Source organism: Flagellimonas sp. B-3, from assembly GCF_056857835.1.
On sequence record NZ_JBSXNW010000019.1, the window covers coordinates 87,158 to 108,118 of the forward strand.

At 47.8% G+C, this 20,961-nt stretch carries 17 protein-coding genes; 16 read left to right on the forward strand and 1 reads right to left on the reverse strand.

The annotated features are described in order from the left end of the window. Positions 1-231: 231 nt before the first annotated feature. Positions 232-2,433, forward strand: coding sequence for a DUF5916 domain-containing protein (locus tag AC13CS_RS07725; RefSeq protein ID WP_293164755.1), 2,202 nt, complete (start codon positions 232-234; stop codon positions 2,431-2,433). A gap of 209 nt (positions 2,434-2,642) precedes the next feature. Here the strand turns inward: AC13CS_RS07725 and AC13CS_RS07730 are convergent, their stop codons facing one another. Next, positions 2,643-3,554, reverse strand: a complete 912-nt coding sequence (locus tag AC13CS_RS07730) for a helix-turn-helix domain-containing protein (RefSeq protein ID WP_293164752.1) — start codon at positions 3,552-3,554, stop codon at positions 2,643-2,645. Positions 3,555-3,692: 138 nt separating this feature from the next. Here AC13CS_RS07730 and AC13CS_RS07735 point away from each other — a divergent pair, with 138 nt between their 5' ends. The 15 genes from AC13CS_RS07735 (at position 3,693) to AC13CS_RS07805 (ending at position 20,896) form a co-directional block, all read left to right on the forward strand. Beyond that, positions 3,693-4,538, forward strand: coding sequence for an aldo/keto reductase (locus AC13CS_RS07735; RefSeq protein WP_293164749.1), 846 nt, complete (start codon positions 3,693-3,695; stop codon positions 4,536-4,538). A gap of 54 nt (positions 4,539-4,592) precedes the next feature. Next, positions 4,593-5,660 carry an alpha/beta hydrolase gene (locus AC13CS_RS07740; protein ID WP_293164746.1) on the forward strand — a complete coding sequence of 356 codons (1,068 nt, stop codon included), beginning with the start codon at positions 4,593-4,595 and terminating at the stop codon, positions 5,658-5,660. A gap of 36 nt (positions 5,661-5,696) precedes the next feature. Then, positions 5,697-6,554, forward strand: coding sequence for a DUF4440 domain-containing protein (locus AC13CS_RS07745; RefSeq protein ID WP_293164743.1), 858 nt, complete (start codon positions 5,697-5,699; stop codon positions 6,552-6,554). Between the two features lie 30 nt (positions 6,555-6,584). Further along, positions 6,585-7,031 carry a nuclear transport factor 2 family protein gene (locus AC13CS_RS07750; protein ID WP_293164740.1) on the forward strand — a complete coding sequence of 149 codons (447 nt, stop codon included), beginning with the start codon at positions 6,585-6,587 and terminating at the stop codon, positions 7,029-7,031. A 72-nt stretch (positions 7,032-7,103) separates the two neighbouring features. Further along, positions 7,104-8,747, forward strand: a complete 1,644-nt coding sequence (locus AC13CS_RS07755) for a carboxylesterase family protein (protein WP_293164737.1) — start codon at positions 7,104-7,106, stop codon at positions 8,745-8,747. 96 nt (positions 8,748-8,843) lie between these two features. Further along, positions 8,844-9,548 carry a carboxymuconolactone decarboxylase family protein gene (locus tag AC13CS_RS07760; protein WP_293164735.1) on the forward strand — a complete coding sequence of 235 codons (705 nt, stop codon included), beginning with the start codon at positions 8,844-8,846 and terminating at the stop codon, positions 9,546-9,548. Between the two features lie 23 nt (positions 9,549-9,571). Further along, positions 9,572-10,651: an alpha/beta hydrolase gene (locus tag AC13CS_RS07765; RefSeq protein WP_293164732.1), complete on the forward strand. Its 1,080-nt coding sequence runs from the start codon at positions 9,572-9,574 to the stop codon at positions 10,649-10,651. Continuing rightward, the gene (locus AC13CS_RS07770; RefSeq protein ID WP_293164729.1) at positions 10,641-11,135 is read left to right on the forward strand and encodes a cupin domain-containing protein; all 495 of its coding nucleotides are present in this window, start codon (positions 10,641-10,643) and stop codon (positions 11,133-11,135) included. The genes AC13CS_RS07765 and AC13CS_RS07770 overlap by 11 nt, the downstream gene beginning before the upstream one ends. Positions 11,136-11,159: 24 nt before the next feature. After that, the gene (locus tag AC13CS_RS07775; protein ID WP_293164726.1) at positions 11,160-12,311 is read left to right on the forward strand and encodes an aldo/keto reductase; all 1,152 of its coding nucleotides are present in this window, start codon (positions 11,160-11,162) and stop codon (positions 12,309-12,311) included. Between the two features lie 9 nt (positions 12,312-12,320). Further along, positions 12,321-12,923 (forward strand): flavodoxin, encoded by a 603-nt coding sequence (locus tag AC13CS_RS07780; RefSeq protein WP_293164723.1) that lies wholly within the window; start codon positions 12,321-12,323, stop codon positions 12,921-12,923. Between the two features lie 91 nt (positions 12,924-13,014). After that, entirely contained in the window at positions 13,015-13,476 is a 462-nt protein-coding gene (locus AC13CS_RS07785; RefSeq protein WP_293164720.1) for a (2Fe-2S)-binding protein, read from the forward strand. Between the two features lie 24 nt (positions 13,477-13,500). Beyond that, positions 13,501-15,762, forward strand: a complete 2,262-nt coding sequence (locus AC13CS_RS07790) for a molybdopterin cofactor-binding domain-containing protein (RefSeq protein WP_293164717.1) — start codon at positions 13,501-13,503, stop codon at positions 15,760-15,762. 87 nt (positions 15,763-15,849) lie between these two features. After that, positions 15,850-16,314 carry a (2Fe-2S)-binding protein gene (locus AC13CS_RS07795; protein WP_293164714.1) on the forward strand — a complete coding sequence of 155 codons (465 nt, stop codon included), beginning with the start codon at positions 15,850-15,852 and terminating at the stop codon, positions 16,312-16,314. 19 nt (positions 16,315-16,333) lie between these two features. Beyond that, on the forward strand, positions 16,334-18,595 hold the full coding sequence (locus AC13CS_RS07800; protein WP_293164711.1) for a molybdopterin cofactor-binding domain-containing protein: 2,262 nt from the start codon (positions 16,334-16,336) through the stop codon (positions 18,593-18,595). A gap of 57 nt (positions 18,596-18,652) precedes the next feature. After that, positions 18,653-20,896: a molybdopterin cofactor-binding domain-containing protein gene (locus AC13CS_RS07805; protein ID WP_293164708.1), complete on the forward strand. Its 2,244-nt coding sequence runs from the start codon at positions 18,653-18,655 to the stop codon at positions 20,894-20,896. The last annotated feature ends 65 nt before the right edge of the window (positions 20,897-20,961 follow it).

Below are 20,961 nucleotides of genomic sequence, written 5' to 3' on the forward strand. Positions count from 1 at the left end.
ACCTTATGATCAAGCAAACAGAAAGACCTGGAGCGACTTTTGCTTTCAAGGAGATGCTGCTGCTGAGCCTATGTTTTGTTGTAAATGGAATGGATTGATTTCAAGCAATTCCAGTTTTGAATGCCAGACCTGTAAAATTGGTTGTAACATCAGTAATTCAGGTAGTATCCGGGGCCTGTTGCCGTATTATTTTTGTGGCCCACGATAAATTAACACCCTAATAGAATACGAATGGCAGGATTGGTGAAATGGTATGCGACAGCTTTGGTCTTTATTTTTTGCATTGAAGCCTATGGGCAAACGACCTCGAAAAAAGTAACTGCAAAATACATCGATCAGGCCATTACCTTGGATGGGGTTATGAATGAACCGATTTGGCAAACCGCTGAGATTGCAGGCGATTTTCAACAATTTTTCCCGTCGGACCAAGTACAAGCGGAATATCCTACCGAGGTACGGGTGTTGTTCTCGGATACGCATCTATATGTGGGTGTCCATGCCGTAAAGAAACCGGGAGACTATGTAGTGTCCACCTTAAGAAGGGATTTCGGCGCGGCCACGAATGATAATATTTCGTTGCTATTTGACACCTTCAGTGATGGGACCACGGCCTACTTTTTTGGTGTGACCCCGTTTGGTGTGCAACGTGAAGGGCTTGTTTCTGAAGGTGGCGCGGCATTCAACAATACTTGGGACATCAAATGGCAAGCCGAGGCCACACGTTATGATGACCATTTTGTTATTGAGGTGGCCATACCTTTTACATCCCTCAAATTTCCGGAAAACTCCAATACCTGGCGATTCCGTCCCTATCGCTGGAACAATCAGGTGAACCAGCAGGACACCTGGGTCAGGGTGCCACAACAACAATTGCTTTCCAGTCTTGCCGATATGGGGGAATTGGTATTCGAAAAACCATTGGGGGAATCGCGCATGCCCATAGCCTTGATCCCCTATATAAATGTCCTTACTGACAAAGATCATGGGACCGATGTTGCCAATGCCCAATTCAAGACTGGGGGAGATGCCAAGATAGCCATAGGGAATGGGATGAACCTGGACTTGACCCTTAACCCCGATTTTTCCAATGTGGAAGTCGACGATATTTTCACCAACCTGACCCGTTTTGAGGTCCGATTACCCGAAAAAAGACAATTTTTCATTGACAATAGCGACCTTTTCGAGAATTTTGGCAACTCCTTTAACGAGGCCAAGCCATTTTTCTCCAGGCGTATCGGGCTTGCCCGTGATACCTTGGGCAACCTTATTCAAAATGATATTATCGGGGGTGTACGGTTGAGTGGCAAACTCAATAAAGATTGGCGTCTCGGGATTCTCAATTTACAGACGGCCAAGGACGAAACCAACGAGATAGCCTCCAACAACAACATGATGTTGGCCTTGCAACGAAAAATTGGCAGTCGTTCCAACATTGGGGCGTTCTTGGTAAACCGTCAAGCCGTTGGGGACGACGAATATATCACGCCCGATGAAAACTATAACCGTGTGGTGGGCATCGATTATAACCTTGCTTCCGCGGACAATATATGGAACGGAAAGTTCTATGTGCACAAATCCTTTCAACCCAATGATAAGAAAGGCAACTTTTCATCACAGGCCACCTTTACCTACAACCCGCGCCGATGGGAGATTATTCAGGATTTGGTCTACATCGATCAAGATTTCACGGCCGACCTTGGCTTTGTTCCAAGAACCGATATCTTAAAATGGGGCAATGGCATTAAGCGCATATTTTACACGGGAAGCGGAATCATAAATACCCATGCACCGAGATTGTTGACGGTGAGCTACTGGAGACCTTCCTTGGATTACAAAAAAACAGACCACAGGTATAGTGCCAGCTGGGAAGTTGCCTTTAAGAACCAAGCCACGGCTGAAGCAGTCTACACGAACAACTTTATATACCTTACACGTCCCTTTGACCCTACCCGTACCGAAGGAGCCACCCCATTGCCGGGAGACCAAGGGTATCATTTTAACCAATTGGAAATGACCTATTCCTCCAATACCAGCAAGCGGTTCACCTATACTGCCACTGCTGTCCTGGGCCGTTTTTTTAATGGTGATATTCAGTCCATCAGGGCTGAAATGGGATTGCGCGTACAGCCCAAGGCACAATTTAGCGTGGGCATCGATTACAACGGTATCCGTTTACCGGAACCTTATGCCGATGCCGACATTTTCTTTGCTACGTTCAAGGCGGATATCACCTTTAGCAAAAGTGTGTTCTGGTCCACATTGGCCCAATACAGTAACCAACAGGAAAACCTGGGTATCAACTCAAGGTTGCAATGGCGTTTTGCACCCTTGTCAGATCTTTATTTGGTGTACAATGACAACTACTTTACCGGAACTTTCGGTCCCAGGTTCCGTTCGCTAAATTTAAAATTGACCTATTGGTTAAACCTTTAAAGCACAATGGGCATATTGGGAATAGATTTGAAAGTATCTTCTATTGGATACGAAAGCAAAAGCCTGCTGTTGTTTATAAATACGGTACGCTAATCATTATTGGACCAACGTGGTCCCGTACTTTGAGGTGGAACCTTCACAGAGGTAATCCTTAATTGTAAAAAATTGAAGAAATGCAAGGCATCTTTTCTGCCTTTCCGTTACTCCTGCTAATTCAAATTTCTGTACTCATTGGGCGAGTAGCCTACTTTGTTTTTGAACAAGCGGCTAAAATGTTGGGGATATTTGAACCCGAGTTCGTACGCAATTTCACTGACGGATTTTTCCGTGTTGAAGGTTTTTGCCTTGGCAATTTCAATGATATGGTCCTGAATATGGTCCTTGGCCGATTTACCGGTTTCATTTTTGATCAGGTCACCAAAATAATTGGGCGATAAATGGAACTCATCGGCAAAAAAGGAGACCGAGGGAAGGCCTATTTTTTGGGGAGCATCGGAATTGAAATAATTTTTCAAGGTAGTTTCGAACCGTTCCAGGATCCCTTTGTTCTCGTTGTCCCTGGTAATGAACTGGCGATCATAAAAACGATCACAATAATTCAAAAAGAGCTCAATGTTGGAAGTGATAAGTTTTTTACTGTGCTTGTCCACGCCCTGTTTGAGTTCATAATTGATTTTGTCCAAACAATCCAAGACAACTTCTTTTTCATGATCGGATATGTGGAGCGCCTCGTTCGAATTGTACCCGAAATAATTATAGGAGTCAATGCTCTGTGCCAATTGGGTGCCGTGAATCAAGTCCGGATGAAAAGCCAGTGCATGGCCCATGGGCTGGTAGACGGTACCGTCCGTTTCCACTTCCAAGATTTGCCCCGGGGATACAAAGACCAAGGTTCCTTCCTGGTAGTCGTAATATTGACGGCCATAGCGAAGGTCACATTCTTTGACCTGCTTTAAGAAAACACAGTAAAATCCGAAATACAGCCGTACTTTTTTATTACCGTCCCAATCCCTTGGTTTGGCCTTGGAGAAATCAAGAACGCTTACCAAAGGGTGTAAGGTTTTGTGGTTGTTCAACATATTATAGTCGTTCACGGTATTAAATCGGTATGTGCCTTTCATGTTCCAATTGTTTGTTAGAGACAAATTTAGAAAAATTGGGACAGCGTGTGCCACCCTTATCTATATATCAGTAATATTGGTAGTATATCCAGTATTCTGTATACAATTCTTCCCTACTTCTGTGACGATATTTGTAACATGAAGCAGATAAAATTGAACAATGGGGTCGAAATGCCACTACTGGGATTTGGAGTTTTTCAAATTCCGGACCTCAAAGAATGCGAGGAAATTGTCCTCCATGCCTTGGAGACCGGATACCGATTGATCGATACTGCAGCTTCCTACGGCAATGAATTTGCCGTGGGCGAGGCCATTAAAAAAAGTGGGGTGCCCAGGGAAGAACTGTTTATTACAACGAAACTATGGATACAGTCCCAAGGGTATGAAGGTACCTTGGCGGCTTTTGAAAAGTCCATGGAACTCTTGCAGTTGGACTATTTGGATCTTTACCTGATCCATCAGCCCATGGGTGATGTGCATGGCTCCTGGCGAGCCATGGAGCATTTGTACAAAGAGGGGCGGATCCGAGCCATCGGGGTGAGCAATTTTCATCCCGACCGGGTGATGGACCTGATGGTACACAATGCTATTGTGCCTACGGTGAACCAAATCGAGACCCATCCCTTTCACCAACAATACGGGAACCAAGAGTTTTTAAGGGAAAACCAAATCCAAATGGAAGCATGGGGCCCCTTTGCCGAAGGCAGAAACGACCTTTTCAAAAATGAAGTATTGGCAGACATTGGCGGAAAATATGACAAATCCATTGCTCAGGTTGTTTTGCGTTGGTTGATCCAGCGCGATATTGTGGCCATTCCCAAATCTGCCCATAAGGGGCGGATGGAGGAAAATTTCAACATTTTTGATTTTGAACTGGGGCAGGACGACATCGAAACCATGAAGACCATGGATCTAGGGTCCAGCAGTTTTTTTGACCACCGGGATCCCAATATGGTAAAATGGCTGGGGGAACGATCACTTTAAAAAAAATGAATATTGGAATTGAATATGATGAAAACATTTAGATTAAATTCTAGCATGGCTTTGGCACTGTTGTGTGCCATGCCCTATTTTCTCCTTGCCCAAAAAAGCCCTATATTGATAGAACAACAAGGCAGTTTTACCGCAGGCGGCACGGTAAAGATCAGTGCGGGAACCTTTGATCCCATTGTGGATGGTGCCTTCAATCCATCTGACCAAAGTACGGAGGGTCAGACCCTGCACGGGGACCATGCGACCGTACTGTATCAAATACCGGTGGATGCGAGAGAACTTCCCTTGGTGTTTTGGCACGGGTACGGCCAGTCCATGCGAACTTGGCAGACCACGCCCGATGGAAGGGAGGGATTTCAAAGCCTGTTTTTGCGCAGGGATTATTCCGTATACCTATTGGATCAGCCGCGGCGTGGTCTGTCCGGTCGGGGAACAGAACCGACAACCATCGGTGCGGCCACGGATGACCAGTTGTGGTTCGGTATTTTTAGGTTGGGACTGGGAACCGAGTTTTATCCCGGTGTCCAATTCTCCAAAGACCCAAAGGCCTTGGACCACTATTTTAGACAGATGACGCCTGATACCGGGCCATTGGATATCCATGTCAATATCAAGGCGGTATCGGCCCTTATTGATAAAATCGGACCGGCCATTCTTGTCACGCATTCCCATAGTGGGGGGCAAGGCTGGGTGACGGCCTTGGATAACAAAAATATCAAGGCCATTGTGGCCTATGAGCCGGGAAGCAATTTTGTGTTTCCCCAAGGAGAGGTGCCAGAGACCATTCCGTATTTGGGCGGGGCCTTGAGTGCCCGGGGAGTGTCCATGGATGATTTTAAACGCCTAACGGAAATCCCGATTGTCATCTACTATGGAGACTATATCCCCAATGAGCCTGTGGAGAACCCAGGGCAGGAACAATGGAGGGCGGCCCTTGCCATGGCAAGGCAATGGACCAAAACCGTGAACGATCATGGAGGGGATGTGACCTTGGTGCATTTGCCCGAGGCGGGGTTCAAGGGGAATACCCATTTTCCCTTTTCAGATCTGAACAATGTGGAGATCGCCGATCTACTGTCCGATTGGCTGAAAGAAAAAGGATTGGATCAATAAGAAAGACTATAAACCATAAATTCTAAATAAATGATAATGAATATTAAGTATGCTGCTGTTATGGCTTCGTTTTGTATGTGTGGTGTCGTTGGAAGTATCCATGCACAAGAAGCTATATTTCCCATGGGAGAAAAAGCACCAAACGTTCACCATACCGGTGATGTTTGGTTGACGCACGTCATAGATGCCGATGAAACATTTGACTATAATGTGGCACAGGCAGTCTCGGCGGCAGGAGCCAAACTCAATTGGCATTTACACCCTAAGGGACAAAAATTACTGATTACCCATGGGGTTGGTTTTTATCAGGAAAAAGGTAAAGAGGTACAGGTCGTGCGAGCTGGGGATGTGATCAAGTGTACACCTGATGTGGAACATTGGCATGGAGCGGCACCCAATAGTCCGGTGACCTATTTGGCCATCAGCGGCAATGCACCTACGCAATGGACGGATGAACTCACCGATGAGGCCTATAATAGTATTCCTGCTCCCGAAATCAACAATGCAACACTTGAACAGGAAATAAAAGACCTTTCCATGGCGAAATGGCAATGGATGGCGGACAAAGATGTGGACAAACTGGACGATTTTTTTCATGACAAGGCCAAATTTGTGCACATGAGCGGTTCCTGGAAAAAGGACAGGGAACTCGAAATCATTGAATCCGGAAGTATCTGGTACAAACAGGCAGATGTCCACGATGTGGCCGTCGAGCTTTTTGGCGATGACACCGCCGTGCTATGGAACAGGATCACCCTTGTGGCCCATGTCCGTGGCAATGATGTGTCCAATGAGTTTACGGTGACCGAATTCTATAAAAAAGAGGGCGGTGACTGGAAGCTGTTGGACCTTACTTTTAGCAGTGTCCGCGATACCCATGAAATCGAACATTAAGAACACTGGACAACAATAAAAACAAACATCATGCACATAAAAACACTATTTTTTGGATGTATCCTCTCGATGCTGATGGTTCCCGCGTGTTATGCACAATCGGACCTGGAAGAGGAGATCAAGGCGCTCTCCACCCAAAAGTGGCAATGGATGGCCGATAAGGATGCGGACCGGTTGGAGGCACTTTTCCACGACAAGGCCAAGTTTGTCCACATGGGCGGTACCTGGGGCAAGGAGCGTGAAGTCGATATTATCAGACAGGGTTTTATTCACTATAAAAAGGCGGATGTCCATGAGGTCATGGTAGAGGTGCTGAACGAAAGTACCGTTATCCTTTGGAACCAGATCACCCTTTTGGCCGTTGTGGGCAGTAATGAGGTGACCAATCCCTTTATGGTCACCGAAGTCTATGTGAAGGAAAACGGGACTTGGAAATTGGCAGATCTGACCTTTAGCAAAACCATGGACAGGAATTGAGACAAACACTGCTGCTCCATCGAAAAGTTGCTGGCCAGCTTTTGCGGGCAGCTAAACATTTAAAAGAAACATATGAAAACATTTATTTTAGGATTGGTATTGACCTTCAGCTTCTCGTTGGCCGCACAGCAAAATGGCAACGATCCATCACAAAAAAATCCACCAATGGTACAAACAGCCTCAGGAACCCTTCAAGGTTCCAGTGAAAATGGAGTGCACAGTTTTAAGGGCATTCCCTATGCCGCTCCACCGGTAGGGGAATATCGTTGGCGACCACCACAACCTGTAACACCCTGGGATGGGGTGCGTGATGCTAGCCAATATGGGCCCAACTGTGCACAGTCCGGGTGGGGAGCAGCTCCGGGAACCATTGTCGAGGGCTCATCCGAGGATTGCCTGTACCTGAACCTTTGGAAACCCTCCAGTGCTTCTGAAAACGCCCAACTTCCGGTCATGGTGTGGATCCACGGTGGTGGTTTCGTTGGGGGCAGTGGTTCGGGGCCCGGAATTGCCGGAACTCAATTTGCCGGACAGAATGTGATCTTGGTCACCATCAATTACCGATTGGGACGTCTGGGACATTTTGCCTTTCCCGCACTCAGTGCCGAACATCCAGAGGAACCCAAAGGGAGCTATGCCTATATGGATCAAATAGCGGCGCTCAATTGGGTGCAGGACAATATTTCTGCCTTCGGGGGCGACCCGGACAACGTGACCATTTTCGGCTTTTCGGCCGGGGGGGTGTCCGTACATTCTTTGATGACCATACCAAGTGCCCAAGGCCTTTTTCATAAAGCCATCAGCCAATCCGGCGGCGGTAGGGACGGTGTACTTACCGGAAGACCGATACGCGAAGAAAATACAGATGCATTTTACCCGGTTTCCGCAGAGACCGTAGGAATCAATTTTGCCAAAAAACACAGTATTGCAGGTACCGGTGCCGAAGCACTGGCACAACTTCGTGCCCTTAGTGTGGAGGAAATCGTGGATGGAGGACAGGAAACCGATGGTGAAGGCGGGCCCCGAATCTATTCGGGACCTATTTTGGACGGGGAGCTTGTCGTGGAAACTGCTGAAACCGCCTACAAAAATAACAGACAGGCCAAGGTGCCCCTGATCATAGGGTCCAACAGTGCCGAAGTGGGCGGTGGGTTTGTCAACAACAGCAGCTCCAAGGAAGAACTATTTGCCTTGTTCGGTAGGTGGAGCGATGAGGCGAAGGCCGCCTACGACCCGGAAGGAACCAAAGCATTTGCCGAAGTGCTCACAAAATTCAACACGGACTGGGTTTGGGGGGAACCTGCACGGTTCACCGCAAACGCATTTGCCGCTGTCGGGGAACCGGTCTACATCTACCATTTCGATTTCGTTTCCGACGCTTTCAAGGAGCGTATGCCACACGGTGCAGGGCACGGTTCCGAAGGTGCCTATGTGTTCAATACCCTGGATGCACGATGGGGCAATCCAGAATCGACCCCGGAAGATATCCAGTTGGCCGAAAAAATGAATACCTATTGGGCCAACTTTGCCAAAACCGGTAATCCCAATGGGGAAGGATTGCCCACATGGCCCTTGTATACAGAAAGTGAAGGTAAAATTCTGGATATTCAACCCAATGGGGAACCTGTAGGGAAAAAAGATCCAAGAAAAGCCAGATTGGATATTATTGAAAAGGCCATGGAACTGAGGCACCAAATACAATCAAGGGGTATATAGGCTTTGACGGTACGGTCTGTTTTCCCAATCGAATTATAAGTAAACCCAAAAGAAGAAAGAAGTATGATGAAAAGGATGTTTTACAAAAACAGGATAATGGGCTTGATCGTGCTTTTGTGCGTTTGTTCCACCCAGGCACAAAGTACAAAGGATAGCAATGGCGCATTACGTCCAGCACAGGAAAGTATGGTCAAGATCGCCTCTTTGACCGCACAGGGCAATTTGGAGCAATTGTCGGATGAGCTCAACCATGGGCTGGACAATGGCCTTACGGTCAATGAGATCAAGGAGGTGCTGGTACATTTGTATGCCTATTGTGGCTTTCCGCGGAGCATCCGTGGCCTTCAAACGTTTTTGGATGTCTTGGATGACAGAAAGGAGAAGGGCATTAAAGATGTATGGGGCAGGGAAGCCTCTGCGATCACGGATACCCGGGACAAGTATGATCGTGGAATCGAAACACTGGAGGAATTGCTACAGGTCAAAATGGATGGCCCCAAACCTGCTTACCAACAGTTTTCCCCTGCAATGGATGTGTTCCTTAAAGAACACCTGTTCGCCGATATTTTTGAACGGGATGTGCTGACCTATGCCCAAAGGGAATTGACGACCATTTCCGTCATTGCCTCCTTGGGCAATCTGGACCCCATGCTGAGAAGCCATTTGTCCATTTCCTTAAAAGTTGGCCATACGCCCGAGCAATTGAAAGCCTTTGTCGGGATTATTGGAACAACCGCGGGTAAAGAAAAAGCCAAAGCGGCCCAAGCCGTTTTGCGCGCTGTTTTATCGGAAAGCCAATGAACAGGGGAAAAATGTGGAGCCTTATGAGAACAATGAAATTTTCAATACTATCCTTTACGATGATGCTGCTGGCAACAAATACGGTAAAAGCGCAAGAGACCTTGGGAGAGAATCCATTTGGATTGGTATATGCAGGCGCCATTACAGCAAATGTAGACGGCAAAGTAAACATACATCCTGTTACCTACCAACTGAACGGAATCACTATTGCCGCAAATGTGTACACACCTGCCAATTATGACCCCACAAAGACTTATCCGGCAATTACTGTTGCACACCCCAATGGAGGTGTAAAAGAACAGACCGCTGGACTTTATGCGCAAAAATTGGCTGAAGCAGGTTACATTACCATTACAGCCGATGCATCCTACCAAGGAGCAAGTGGCGGTGAACCACGTCATACGGATAAACCACAATTCCGTACAGAAGATATTCACGGTATGGCTGATTTTATCCTACAATACCCAGGTGTCGACGCTGCGCGTTTGGGTGCTTTGGGCATTTGTGGCGGTGGGGGATATACGTTGAAAGCGGTCCAATCGGATAAACGGTTTAAAGCGGTAGCCACTTTGAGTATGTTCAATACGGGAGTCGTACGAAAAAATGGCTTTTTGAATTCCCAGGTGTCAACCATTCAAGAAAGGTTAAAGCAAGCTTCCGATGCAAGAGCGCAGGAAACTTCAGGTGGTGAAATTGTGTATTCCGGTGTTGACGGTATTACCGATGAAGCAATGGCGAAAGTGTCAACACATTTTTATCGGGAAGGGTATGAATATTATTTCAGGACACACGCCCATCCCAATTCAACTTTTCTTTATACCACAAGCAGTTTGATGGACTTAATGTCTTGGGATGCTACCGACAATATAGACCTTATCGACCAACCTTTATTAATGATTGCAGGAAGCAATGCACAAACATTATACCTGACTTTGGATGCTTTTCCCAAAGCGACCAACGCCAAAGACAAAACACTGTTTTTGATTGAAGGAGCGACCCATATACAAACCTATTGGAAACCGGAATATGTGAACCAGGCGGTATCCAAGCTCAAAGTTTTTTTTCAGGATAACCTTTTAAAAAAACATAAAGATGAACTATAGGGCGGTATGGGTGCTTTTTCTGATCGGAACCATGGTGCTTTCGTGTAAAAAAGAAACAGCAAAAGACCTCGAAAAAGAGGTGAAACCGGAATCCAGCCTTGTCTTTGATAAGGGAGAAAAAATAACCAATGCCAATTTCGTAGGCAACGCGTGGTTGGAAATGTTGGTCCATGCGGACAGTATCAACAGAAATTCCGTTGGAAGCGTCACTTTTGAACCGGGGGCGCGCACCAATTGGCACACCCATCCGAATGGACAGATTATTCTGGCCATCGACGGGGAAGGATTTTACCAGGAGAAGGGAAGTCCCAAAAAGATATTGCGAAAAGGGGAGGTGGTCAAATGCCCGGCGAATACCCCTCATTGGCATGGGGCGAGCACCGAACAAACATTTATTCAAGTAGCCATCACAAGTAGGGTGGCTGGACCAACAGTATGGTTGGAACCCGTAACCGATGAGGTTTACATGGGATCAGTAGAGTAAAAAGTAATACAAAAAACAATAGGCATGAAAAAGACAGTCCAACAATCGGAAAAAGAAGCAGCTAAGGTGGAGAAGAATACCAGAAGGGATTTTATTTCTAAATCAGCACTTTTGGGTGCAGGTATGGCAGCCACCCCCATGGCTTTTGCGCAAGGGACCACATCAGGTAAAACCAAATCCGTGGATGCAACGGCAGCACCAAAAAAAAGAATGTTGGGGACCTTGGAGGTATCGCCCATTGGTCTGGGATGCATGAGCATGAAAAGCGGTAGTTATAACCCGCCCAGGGATAAAAAAGATATGATTCCCGTTATCCGTGGGGCTGTGGATATAGGAGTTACTTTTTTTGATACCGCAGAGGTATACGGTCCATTCACTGATGAAGAGTTGGTTGGTGAGGCCTTGGCCCCCGTGCGTGACCAAGTGGTCATAGCGAGTAAATTCGGATTTGACTTTTCCAACGGCAACAGGGCAGGGAGAAACAGCAGACCGGAACACATCAGAACTGCGGTCGAAGGTATGCTAAAGCGCCTTCGCACCGATCGTATCGATTTATTGTATTTGCACCGATTGGACCCCGAGGTTCCAATAGAGGATGTCGCAGGAACGGTCAAGGAGCTGATCCAGGAAGGCAAGGCACTGCATTTTGGTCTTTCAGAGGTTTCGCCCAAAACCATACGCAAAGCACATGCGGAACAAAAGGTTGCCGCACTTCAAAGTGAATATTCCTTGATTCAACGGGCCTTGGAGAACGAAGTGATCGATACCTGTGGTGAACTGGGTATCGGTTTTGTGCCTTGGGGACCGGTATGCCGTGGCTTCTTGGGAGACAAATTCAACGAATACAGCAGGTTTTCTGAGGATTCCAGATTTGCTGCAGTGCCTTATTTCACCCCTGAGGCCATAAAGGCCCATATGGAGGTGCTGGTGCTGGTGCGGGAATGGGCGCGAAAGAAGAATGCCACGCCAGCGCAGATCTCATTGGCCTGGCTATTGGCCCAAAAGCCCTACATCGTACCCATCCCCGGCACTACAAAATTGCACCATGTGAAAGAAAATATGGGCGCTATGGACATTTCATTTACCAATGGGGAGTTAAAGGAGTTTCGGGCGTCCTTGGAAAAAATAAGTTTGGTAGGCGTACGCCAGCCGGAATCGGCCTTGATCGATCAATAAGCCCATACCATGAATTACGCTTTAGTAGTATTGTTATTGCTTTCCTCTTGTTTTCAAAAGGAGACCGGGAATCCAAACGATTCAGATCCCAAAAAGATATTGATCGTGTATTTGTCCCGGACCAACAATACAAAAACGGTAGCAGAAATTATCCATAAAAGGGTAGGGGGCGATCTAGTGGCGCTTGAACTGGAAAATCCCTATCCCGAAAATTATAGGGCCATTGTCGATCAAGTGGCCTCCGAAAATAGATCGGGATTTCTACCGCCCTTGAAAACCAAAGTGGATACCGACCGCTATGATACAATTTTTATAGGCTTTCCCACTTGGGGGATGCAATTACCGCCACCGATGAAGAGTTTTCTGCATGATCATGACCTCCGCGGTAAGACCCTGATTCCGTTCAATACCAATGGAGGTTATGGATTGGGGAGCACGGTACAAACGGTGAGGAAACTTTGCCCGGACAGCGAGATTCTCAAAGTGTTCTCCGTAAGGGGAGGCAGTGAAAGGGACGGTATTTATCTCGCCATTCAGGGGGAAAGAAAGGATGAAGTGGAAGAAGCGGTGGCATCTTGGTTAGCGGAAATTCAAATAGGGACTAGGGAGTAATGCGAATATTTCACCTGATTTGGGGCTAATATTTGAAATCCGTATGTCTTTTACAGTCAAAAATGTATAATTTCAAGCAAAACATTAAAAAATGGCAACTTTCAATTTAAATATCAATGGTGAATCCCTATCAGTGGACGCAGATCCCAATACTCCCTTGCTCTGGGTATTGCGGGACCATTTGAACCTGGTCGGGACCAAATATGGCTGTGGTATCGCCCAATGTGGTGCCTGCACCGTCCATCTTGGGGATGTGGCGACACGTTCCTGTATGCTGACGGTTTCTTCAGTGGGGAACCAAGAGATCACAACTATCGAAGGCCTGTCCGAAAATGGGGACCATCCGGTACAAAAAGCCTGGTTGGAAGTTGATGTGCCCCAATGCGGTTATTGCCAAGCCGGACAGATCATGACGGCATCCGCCCTGTTAAAAAAGAATCCCAACCCAACGGATGAGGAAATCGAGATGTCCATGAACGGAAATATCTGCCGTTGCGGAACCTATACACGCATAAAAAAAGCCGTGAAATTGGCTTCGAAAAGCAACGCTTAATCCATCATTAAAAAGAGAAACACCATGACACTGATAAAAACACAAATAGGAAGAAGGGCATTTATTAAAAATACAAGTTTGGCCAGTGGAGGGCTTATCTTGGGGTTCAGTATGTTGAACGCATGTAAGCCCAAGCAAGCTGAGACCATGAGCGCCCTTGAAATGCCCGAGGAGTGGTTTGAGATGAACGGTTATCTCAAAATTGGAGATAACGGGGTGGTCACCATCTTGTCTCCCAACCCCGAAATTGGACAGAATGTCAAGACCTCCATGCCGATGATCGTAGCGGATGAACTGGATATTGATTGGAAAAATGTTATCGTGGAACAAGCTCCGCTCAATACAAAGCTTTACAGCTGGCAGGTTGCCGGGGGAAGCCGATCTATCAGTAGTTCTTGGCAGGGCCTGAGAATGGCAGGGGCAACAGCTCGTCATTTATTGAAAGAAGCGGCCTCCAAGGCATGGCAAGTGCCTATAGCGGAAATAAGTGCGGTTGCAGGGATGCTCACGCACGAAGCCAGTGGCAATTCCGCAGGATATGGAGAAATGGCATCGGCAGCATCGAAATTAGAGGTGCCCAAAGAAATTGAACTGAAAGAACAATCCGAGTTTACCATTATTGGAACCTCCCGAAAAAATGTCGATGGGAAAAAGATTGTGACCGGTCAACCTTTGTTCGGCCTTGATGTGCAAAGGGAGGGCATGTTGATAGCGACTGTGGCCCATCCCCCTGCCTTTGGTATGACATTGAAATCCTTTGATGCCACTTCGGCCAAACAGATGCCAGGGATAAAGGATGTGTTCTCCATCAAGGTCTATGAAGACGACTTTAAAAGAAGTACTTTCCACCATACGGCTTTCAATGAAGTGGTAGTGGTATTGGGAGAAACTACCTGGCAAGTGATGCAGGCTAAAAAGGCCGTGCAGATCGAATGGGAAAAAGCCCCGGATAGAACTTATGGGATGACCATGTTCGGAAACGATATGACGGTCAACCATCCCGCAGGCATGGAAAATTCCGCTTCACATAAGGAAAAAATGGAAGCCATGAATGCACGCCCGGGACGGGTGGTCCGTCGGGATGGCAATCCGGAGGCCGCCTTTGCCAATGCAGCAAAGGTTGTTGAACGGTCCTATAGTTGCCCTTTCCTTGCGCACAATACCATGGAGCCCATGAACTTCTTTGCCCATGTTACCGAAGGTCACGCAGAATTATTGGGTCCCACCCAGACCCCCGAATGGATGGAAACCGCCATAGCAGCGCGATTGGACCTCCCCCTGGATAAAGTGGATATTATGATGACTAGGCAAGGGGGAGGTTTTGGTCGTCGATTGTACGGTCACTTTATGGTGGAGGCCGCACTGATTTCAAAACAGGCCAAGGCCCCGGTAAAATTGGTATACAGCCGTGAGGAAGATATGACCCAGGGCATTTATAGACCGGCCTATTATGCCACCTATAGGGCAGCCTTGGATGAAAATAACAATATGGTGGCCTTCCACGTAAAAACGGGAGGTATCCCTGAAAGCCCGCTGTTTGCCAATAGATTTCCTGCCGGGGCTTTGGACAATTACCTTGCGGAGGATTGGACAATTGAATCAAATATTACAACAGGTGCCTTCAGGGCCCCAAGATCCAATTTCATTGCAGGAGCCGAGCAGTCTTTCTTGGACGAGGTTGCGGAAGCTTCAGGAAAAGATCCTATCCAATTCCGATTGGACCTCTTACAACGAGCCCAAGAGAACCCTGTGGGTGAACGAAATGATTATGAGGCGGATCGTTATGCCGGAGTACTGGAAATGGTACGGGAAAAATCAGGCTGGGACCAAGGGGCCACTGGACGCCACCGAGGTGTATCCGCCTATTTCTGTCATAACAGCTATGTGGCCCAAGTATTGGATGTTATAATGGAAGGCAACGAGCCCAAGGTCGATAGGGTCTGTGTGGCCATTGATTGTGGCATCGTGGTGAATCCTGATGCAGCTACGAATATGGCAGAAGGGGGTACTGTGGATGGCATTGGACAGGCGATGTACAGTGCCATGACCTTTAAGGATGGCGTTCCCGAGGAAAAAAACTTCGATAGATATCGCTTGATCCGACATGCTGAAGCACCTAAATCCATAGATGTTCACTTTGTGGACAACGGCAAGGACCCAACAGGTCTGGGCGAACCTCCGTTTCCTCCGGTAATGGGAGCCTTGGCCAATGCCCTTTACAAAGCCACGGGAAGACGCGTGTACCACCAACCCTTTATTACGGATAGACCTCCATTGGTAGGATAATGTATAGGATGGGTATTGGTGATTTTTACAATCATACAGATTATTAACAACATATCATTTATTAAATCTTAAAAAATAATTGAGCTCATGGCTAATTTTAATTTAAACATCAATGGAGAAACATTATCGGTAGATGTAGACCCTAATACACCCCTGCTCTGGGTATTGCGGGACCATTTGAACATGGTCGGGACCAAATACGGATGTGGTATCGCACAATGCGGGGCATGCACCGTACATCTTGGGGATGTGGCGACACGATCCTGTATGCTGACGGTCTCTTCCGTGGGGAACCAAGAAATAACCACAATCGAGGGACTGTCTGAAAACGGGGACCATCCCGTTCAAAAAGCCTGGTTGGAAGTTGATGTGCCCCAATGCGGCTATTGCCAGGCAGGACAGATCATGACGGCATCCGCATTGCTCAAGAAGAATCCCAACCCAACCGATGAGGAGATCGAGATGGCCATGAACGGCAACATTTGCCGCTGCGGTACCTATACAAGGATCAAAAAAGCGATCAAAACTGCCGCTAACTCGGAAAACGTTTAATCATTAAGAAATTCAGAAGATGGCAAAGATAAAGACACAAATGGGCCGCCGCGCCTTCATCAAAAATACAAGTCTGGCCAGTGGCGGATTGGTACTTGGGTTCAGCATGTTGAATTCCTGCAAACCCAAGGATGCCGAAAAAATGGTCGCTCGGGAAATGCCAGACGAGTGGTTCGAGATCAATGCCTACCTAAGAATCGGCGATAACGGACTGGTGACCATTATGTCGCCCAACCCCGAATTTGGACAAGGGGTGATTACCTCCATGCCCATGATCGTGGCCGATGAACTGGATGTGGATTGGCAAGATGTATTGGTGGAACAGGCCAATTTTGATCAAGAGGACTATGGATGGCAATTTACCGGTGGCAGCCAAGGCATCCGCCGCAGATGGGAAGGCCTTCGTATCGCCGGGGCCACTGCAAAGCAAATGTTGATAACGGCAGCTGCCGAGACTTGGCAAGTGCCCGCATCCGAAATCACGGTTTCAGGGGGAGTGCTTAGCCATACCGCTTCCGATAAATCGGCGGGTTATGGTGAGATGGCCGCTGCAGCCGCAAAGCTGGAGGTACCCGAAGAAGTCACTTTAAAAGAAGTGAAGGATTTTACCATTATCGGTACCTCCAAAAAAAGTGTGGAGAACCACAAAATTGTAACCGGAAAACCATTGTTCGGTCTGGATTACCAGTTTGATGGTGCCCTTGTGGCCATGGTGGTACATCCCCCCGCTTTTGGGCTGCAATTGAAATCTTTTGATGGTTCCCGGATAAAATCCATGCCGGGCATTGTGGATGTTTTCAACATAAAGACACTCGAAGATGGCTTTACCCGGGGTTATTTTGATACCAATGCGTTTACGGACCTGGTTGCCATTGTGGGCAAAACCACTTGGGAGGTCATGAATGCCAAAAAGCAATTGAAGGTGGAATGGGAACCCATTGCAGATTCAAAGTTTAAAATGGACCGGTTCGGCACCGAAATGGAAGTGGATGTCCCGAGTGGTTTGGAAAGTACGGAGGACCATTATGCCCAAATGAATGAAATGGCGGAAAGGTCTTCGACCACAACCCGTAAGGACGGTAATCCGGAAGAGGTGTTCAAAACAGCTGCAACGGTTATCGAAAGATCCTATAGCTGTCCGTTCTTGGCACACAACTGTATGGAACCCATGAACTTTTTTGCCCATGTGACAGAGGACGGGGCAAAATTGGCCGGTCCTTTGCAGGCCCCGGTTCTGACCGCTCCGACCGTGGCGGCCAGATTGGGCATGCCCGTGGAAAAAATCGATATTGAACTGACCCGGATGGGCGGTGGTTTTGGAAGAAGGGCCTATGGCCACTATGCCGTGGAGGCCGCATTGATTTCCAGGGAGGCCAAGGCACCCGTAAAGTTGGTCTATACCCGTGAAGATGATATGACCTGTGGTATCTACCGTCCCTCATATCGTGCCGACTACAAGGCGGCCCTGGACGAGAACAACAACCTGATCGCGTTCCATGTCAAGGCGGGCGGTATACCGGAAACGCCCCTTTTTGCCAACCGTTTCCCTGCAGGTGCCGTCGATAATTATCTGGCACAGCAATGGGAGATCAATTCCAATATCACCATTGGTGCATTCAGGGCCCCCCGCTCGAACTTTATGGCGGGCGTGGAACAGGCATTTTTGGACGAGGTGGCCGAAGCCGCGGGAAAAGACCCCATCGAATTTCGATTGGAGCTATTGCAGCGGGCAAAGGACAATCCCGTAGGGGAGGAAAACGAATATGACCCAGATCGCTTGGCGGGAGTGCTAAAACTGGTCCGTGAGAAATCAAATTGGTCCCAAGTGCCCTCGGGAACGCACCGGGGCGTATCCGCTTATTTCTGTCACAACAGTTATGCGGCCCATGTGGTGGATGTCACCATGGAGGGCAATACGCCAAAAGTGGAAAGCGTGGTCTGTGCGTTGGATTGCGGGATCGTTATCAATCCCGACGCGGCGGCCAATATGGCCGAAGGAGCCATTGTTGACGGTGTCGGCAATGCGATGTACGGCAACCTGTCCTTTACGGACGGCAAGCCCGATCAGAACAATTTTGACAGTTATAAGATCATACGCCATTCCGAGACACCAAAAAATATTGAAGTCCATTTTGTGCAAAATGAAATTGACCCCACGGGCTTGGGGGAACCACCCTTCCCCCCGGTATTTGGGGCTTTGGCCAATGCGATATACAAGGCGACGGGAAGAAGGCATTACCATCAGCCCTTTGCAACCGACAAACCACCTTTGGTGGGATAGCGGAAAAGTTGAATTTGATTGAAAACAATAGATGAATTGTTCCTTTACCCTTTATAAATGGAAAAACAACATAGAACCAAAATAAATAGACGTTCCTTTATAAAAAGCTCGGCCATGGCAGGTGGTGGATTGATGTTGAGCTTCAATTGGTTGGCCTCTTGCAAGTTGACCCCGGAAGAAGTGGATAAACTGCCCGAGGAATGGTTCAATATCAATGGTTTTTTGAAAATAGGGGACAATGGTCTTGTCACCATTATGTCGCCCAACCCGGAAGGAGGGCAGAATGTGAAGACCTCCATGCCCATGATCGTGGCCGAGGAACTTGACGTGGATTGGAAGGATGTCATCGTGGAACAGGCCCCATTGGATACCGAGGCCTTTTCCTTCCAGTTTATCGGTGGAAGCCAGGCGATTCGCAGGGGCTGGAACGGACTCAGGACCGCGGGGGCCTCTGCCAGACACATGCTCAGGGAGGCCGCAGCGGCACAATGGCAGGTGCCGGTGTCGGAAATCAGTACGGAAAGTGGGGTCCTGCACCATAGGTCAAGTGGTAAATCCGCCGGATATGGGGATATGGCCTCTTCAGCGGCCCAAATACCCGTACCTGAAAACATCAAGCTCAAGGATATCGATGACTTTAAAATCATAGGTACTTCACAAAAAAATGTGGATGGCTTGGACATTGTTACCGGAAAACCGTTGTTCGGGGTCGATATCCAACAGGACAATATGCTCATCGCGATGATCCTGCATCCTCCCGCTTTTGGTCTCCAATTGAAATCAATGGACGGATCGGCAGCCAAGGGCATGCCCGGCATCAAGGATGTTTTTACCGTTAAGGTGCTCCATGATGACTATGTCAGACAACATTTTGATACCTGTACCTTTCTTGAGGTCGTTGCCATTGTGGGGAATTCCACATGGGAGGTCATGAATGCCAAGAAGGCCGTGGAGGCCGAATGGGAACCTTTTGAAACCTATACCGAAGAGCGGGTGCCTTATGGTGGTTCCCAGACTACATTGACCATTCCCTCCGGCTTGGAAAATAGTACGGACCATGGAGAGCTCATGGAAAAAATGGCTGCTCAAAAAAGCGCACAGGTCCGAAAAGATGGTGATCCCGAATCGGCTTTCCAAAATGCCGATAAGGTCATTGAGAGAACTTACACCGCTCCCTTTCTTGCACATAACTGTATGGAACCCATGAACTTTTTTGCCCATGTCACCAACGATAGGGCAACGCTCAAAGGACCGCTGCAAAAACCGGAGCTTACCGAGCAAGCCGTCTCCAAGCGGCTTGGTATCCCTGTGGAAAACATAGACATACAAATGACCCGTTTGGGAGGTGGGTACGGACGACGGTCCTATGCCCATTGGCTTATCGAGGCGGCGCTCATATCCCAACATGTCAAAGCTCCCGTAAAGCTCATTTATAGCCGAGAGGATGATATGACGGGAGGCATTTATCGGCCAACGTACCAAGCCAAATATAGGGCTGCCCTGGATGCGGACAACAATCTTGTCGCCTTTCATGTCAATGCAGGGGGCATTCCAAAAAGTCCGTTGTACGCCAACCGTTTTCCTGCCGGAGCCGTGGATAATTACTTGGCGGAAAGCTGGTCCGTGGATTCGAACATTACGATAGGCTCCTTTAGGGCGCCCCGTTCCAATTTTATGGCCAGTGCGGAACAATCATTTTTGGATGAAGTGGCCGAGGCTGCGGGCAAAGACCCGATTGCATTCCGGTTGGAGCTTTTGGAAAGGGCCAGGACAAACCCCGTTGGGGAAAACAACGATTACGATCCAGACCGCTACGCCGGCGTGCTTCGATTGGTAAGGAAAAAAAGCAACTGGAATGCCACTTCCAATGGGAACAGGGGCGTTTCGGCCTATTTCTGCCATAATTCCTATGCTGCACATGTTCTGGATCTGGAAATAAAGGAAGGAAAACCAGTGGTGGAAAAAGTGACCTGTGCGGTGGATTGTGGTATCGTGGTCAATCCGGATGCCGCCACCAATTTGGCCGAGGGTGGTATTGTAGATGGTATAGGCAATGCGCTTTATGGAGAATTGACCTTTAAGGATGGCGTTCCGCAACAATCAAATTTTGATACATACCGCATGATTCGAATGACCGAAGCGCCCAAGGAGATCGAGGTTTATTTTGTTGAGAGTGATATTGATCCCACAGGTTTGGGGGAACCGACCTTTCCACCGATTTTTGCCGCCGTGGCCAATGCACTTTATAAGGCCAAGGGGGAGCGTTTATACCAACAACCTTATCTAAAGTATTTAAGCTAAATTGATTCCATAATTTTAGTTGTTACTATAAAATCATTGGGTTTGTCCCGCATAACATTAAAATC

What these genes read in the sequence shown, in the direction of transcription:
- AC13CS_RS07785 (WP_293164720.1), top strand. Translation starts at nt 13,015, where the DNA reads ATGGCAACTTTCAATTTAAATATCAATGGTGAATCCCTATCAGTGGAC.
- AC13CS_RS07805 (WP_293164708.1), top strand. Translation starts at nt 18,653, where the DNA reads ATGGAAAAACAACATAGAACCAAAATAAATAGACGTTCCTTTATAAAA.
- AC13CS_RS07775 (WP_293164726.1), top strand. Translation starts at nt 11,160, where the DNA reads ATGAAAAAGACAGTCCAACAATCGGAAAAAGAAGCAGCTAAGGTGGAG.
- AC13CS_RS07765 (WP_293164732.1), top strand. Translation starts at nt 9,572, where the DNA reads ATGAGAACAATGAAATTTTCAATACTATCCTTTACGATGATGCTGCTG.
- AC13CS_RS07740 (WP_293164746.1), top strand. Translation starts at nt 4,593, where the DNA reads ATGGCTTTGGCACTGTTGTGTGCCATGCCCTATTTTCTCCTTGCCCAA.
- AC13CS_RS07780 (WP_293164723.1), top strand. Translation starts at nt 12,321, where the DNA reads ATGAATTACGCTTTAGTAGTATTGTTATTGCTTTCCTCTTGTTTTCAA.
- AC13CS_RS07730 (WP_293164752.1), bottom strand. Translation starts at nt 3,554, where the DNA reads ATGAAAGGCACATACCGATTTAATACCGTGAACGACTATAATATGTTG.
- AC13CS_RS07755 (WP_293164737.1), top strand. Translation starts at nt 7,104, where the DNA reads ATGAAAACATTTATTTTAGGATTGGTATTGACCTTCAGCTTCTCGTTG.
- AC13CS_RS07770 (WP_293164729.1), top strand. Translation starts at nt 10,641, where the DNA reads ATGAACTATAGGGCGGTATGGGTGCTTTTTCTGATCGGAACCATGGTG.
- AC13CS_RS07750 (WP_293164740.1), top strand. Translation starts at nt 6,585, where the DNA reads ATGCACATAAAAACACTATTTTTTGGATGTATCCTCTCGATGCTGATG.
- AC13CS_RS07735 (WP_293164749.1), top strand. Translation starts at nt 3,693, where the DNA reads ATGAAGCAGATAAAATTGAACAATGGGGTCGAAATGCCACTACTGGGA.
- AC13CS_RS07790 (WP_293164717.1), top strand. Translation starts at nt 13,501, where the DNA reads ATGACACTGATAAAAACACAAATAGGAAGAAGGGCATTTATTAAAAAT.
- AC13CS_RS07795 (WP_293164714.1), top strand. Translation starts at nt 15,850, where the DNA reads ATGGCTAATTTTAATTTAAACATCAATGGAGAAACATTATCGGTAGAT.
- AC13CS_RS07745 (WP_293164743.1), top strand. Translation starts at nt 5,697, where the DNA reads ATGAATATTAAGTATGCTGCTGTTATGGCTTCGTTTTGTATGTGTGGT.
- AC13CS_RS07760 (WP_293164735.1), top strand. Translation starts at nt 8,844, where the DNA reads ATGGGCTTGATCGTGCTTTTGTGCGTTTGTTCCACCCAGGCACAAAGT.
- AC13CS_RS07725 (WP_293164755.1), top strand. Translation starts at nt 232, where the DNA reads ATGGCAGGATTGGTGAAATGGTATGCGACAGCTTTGGTCTTTATTTTT.
- AC13CS_RS07800 (WP_293164711.1), top strand. Translation starts at nt 16,334, where the DNA reads ATGGCAAAGATAAAGACACAAATGGGCCGCCGCGCCTTCATCAAAAAT.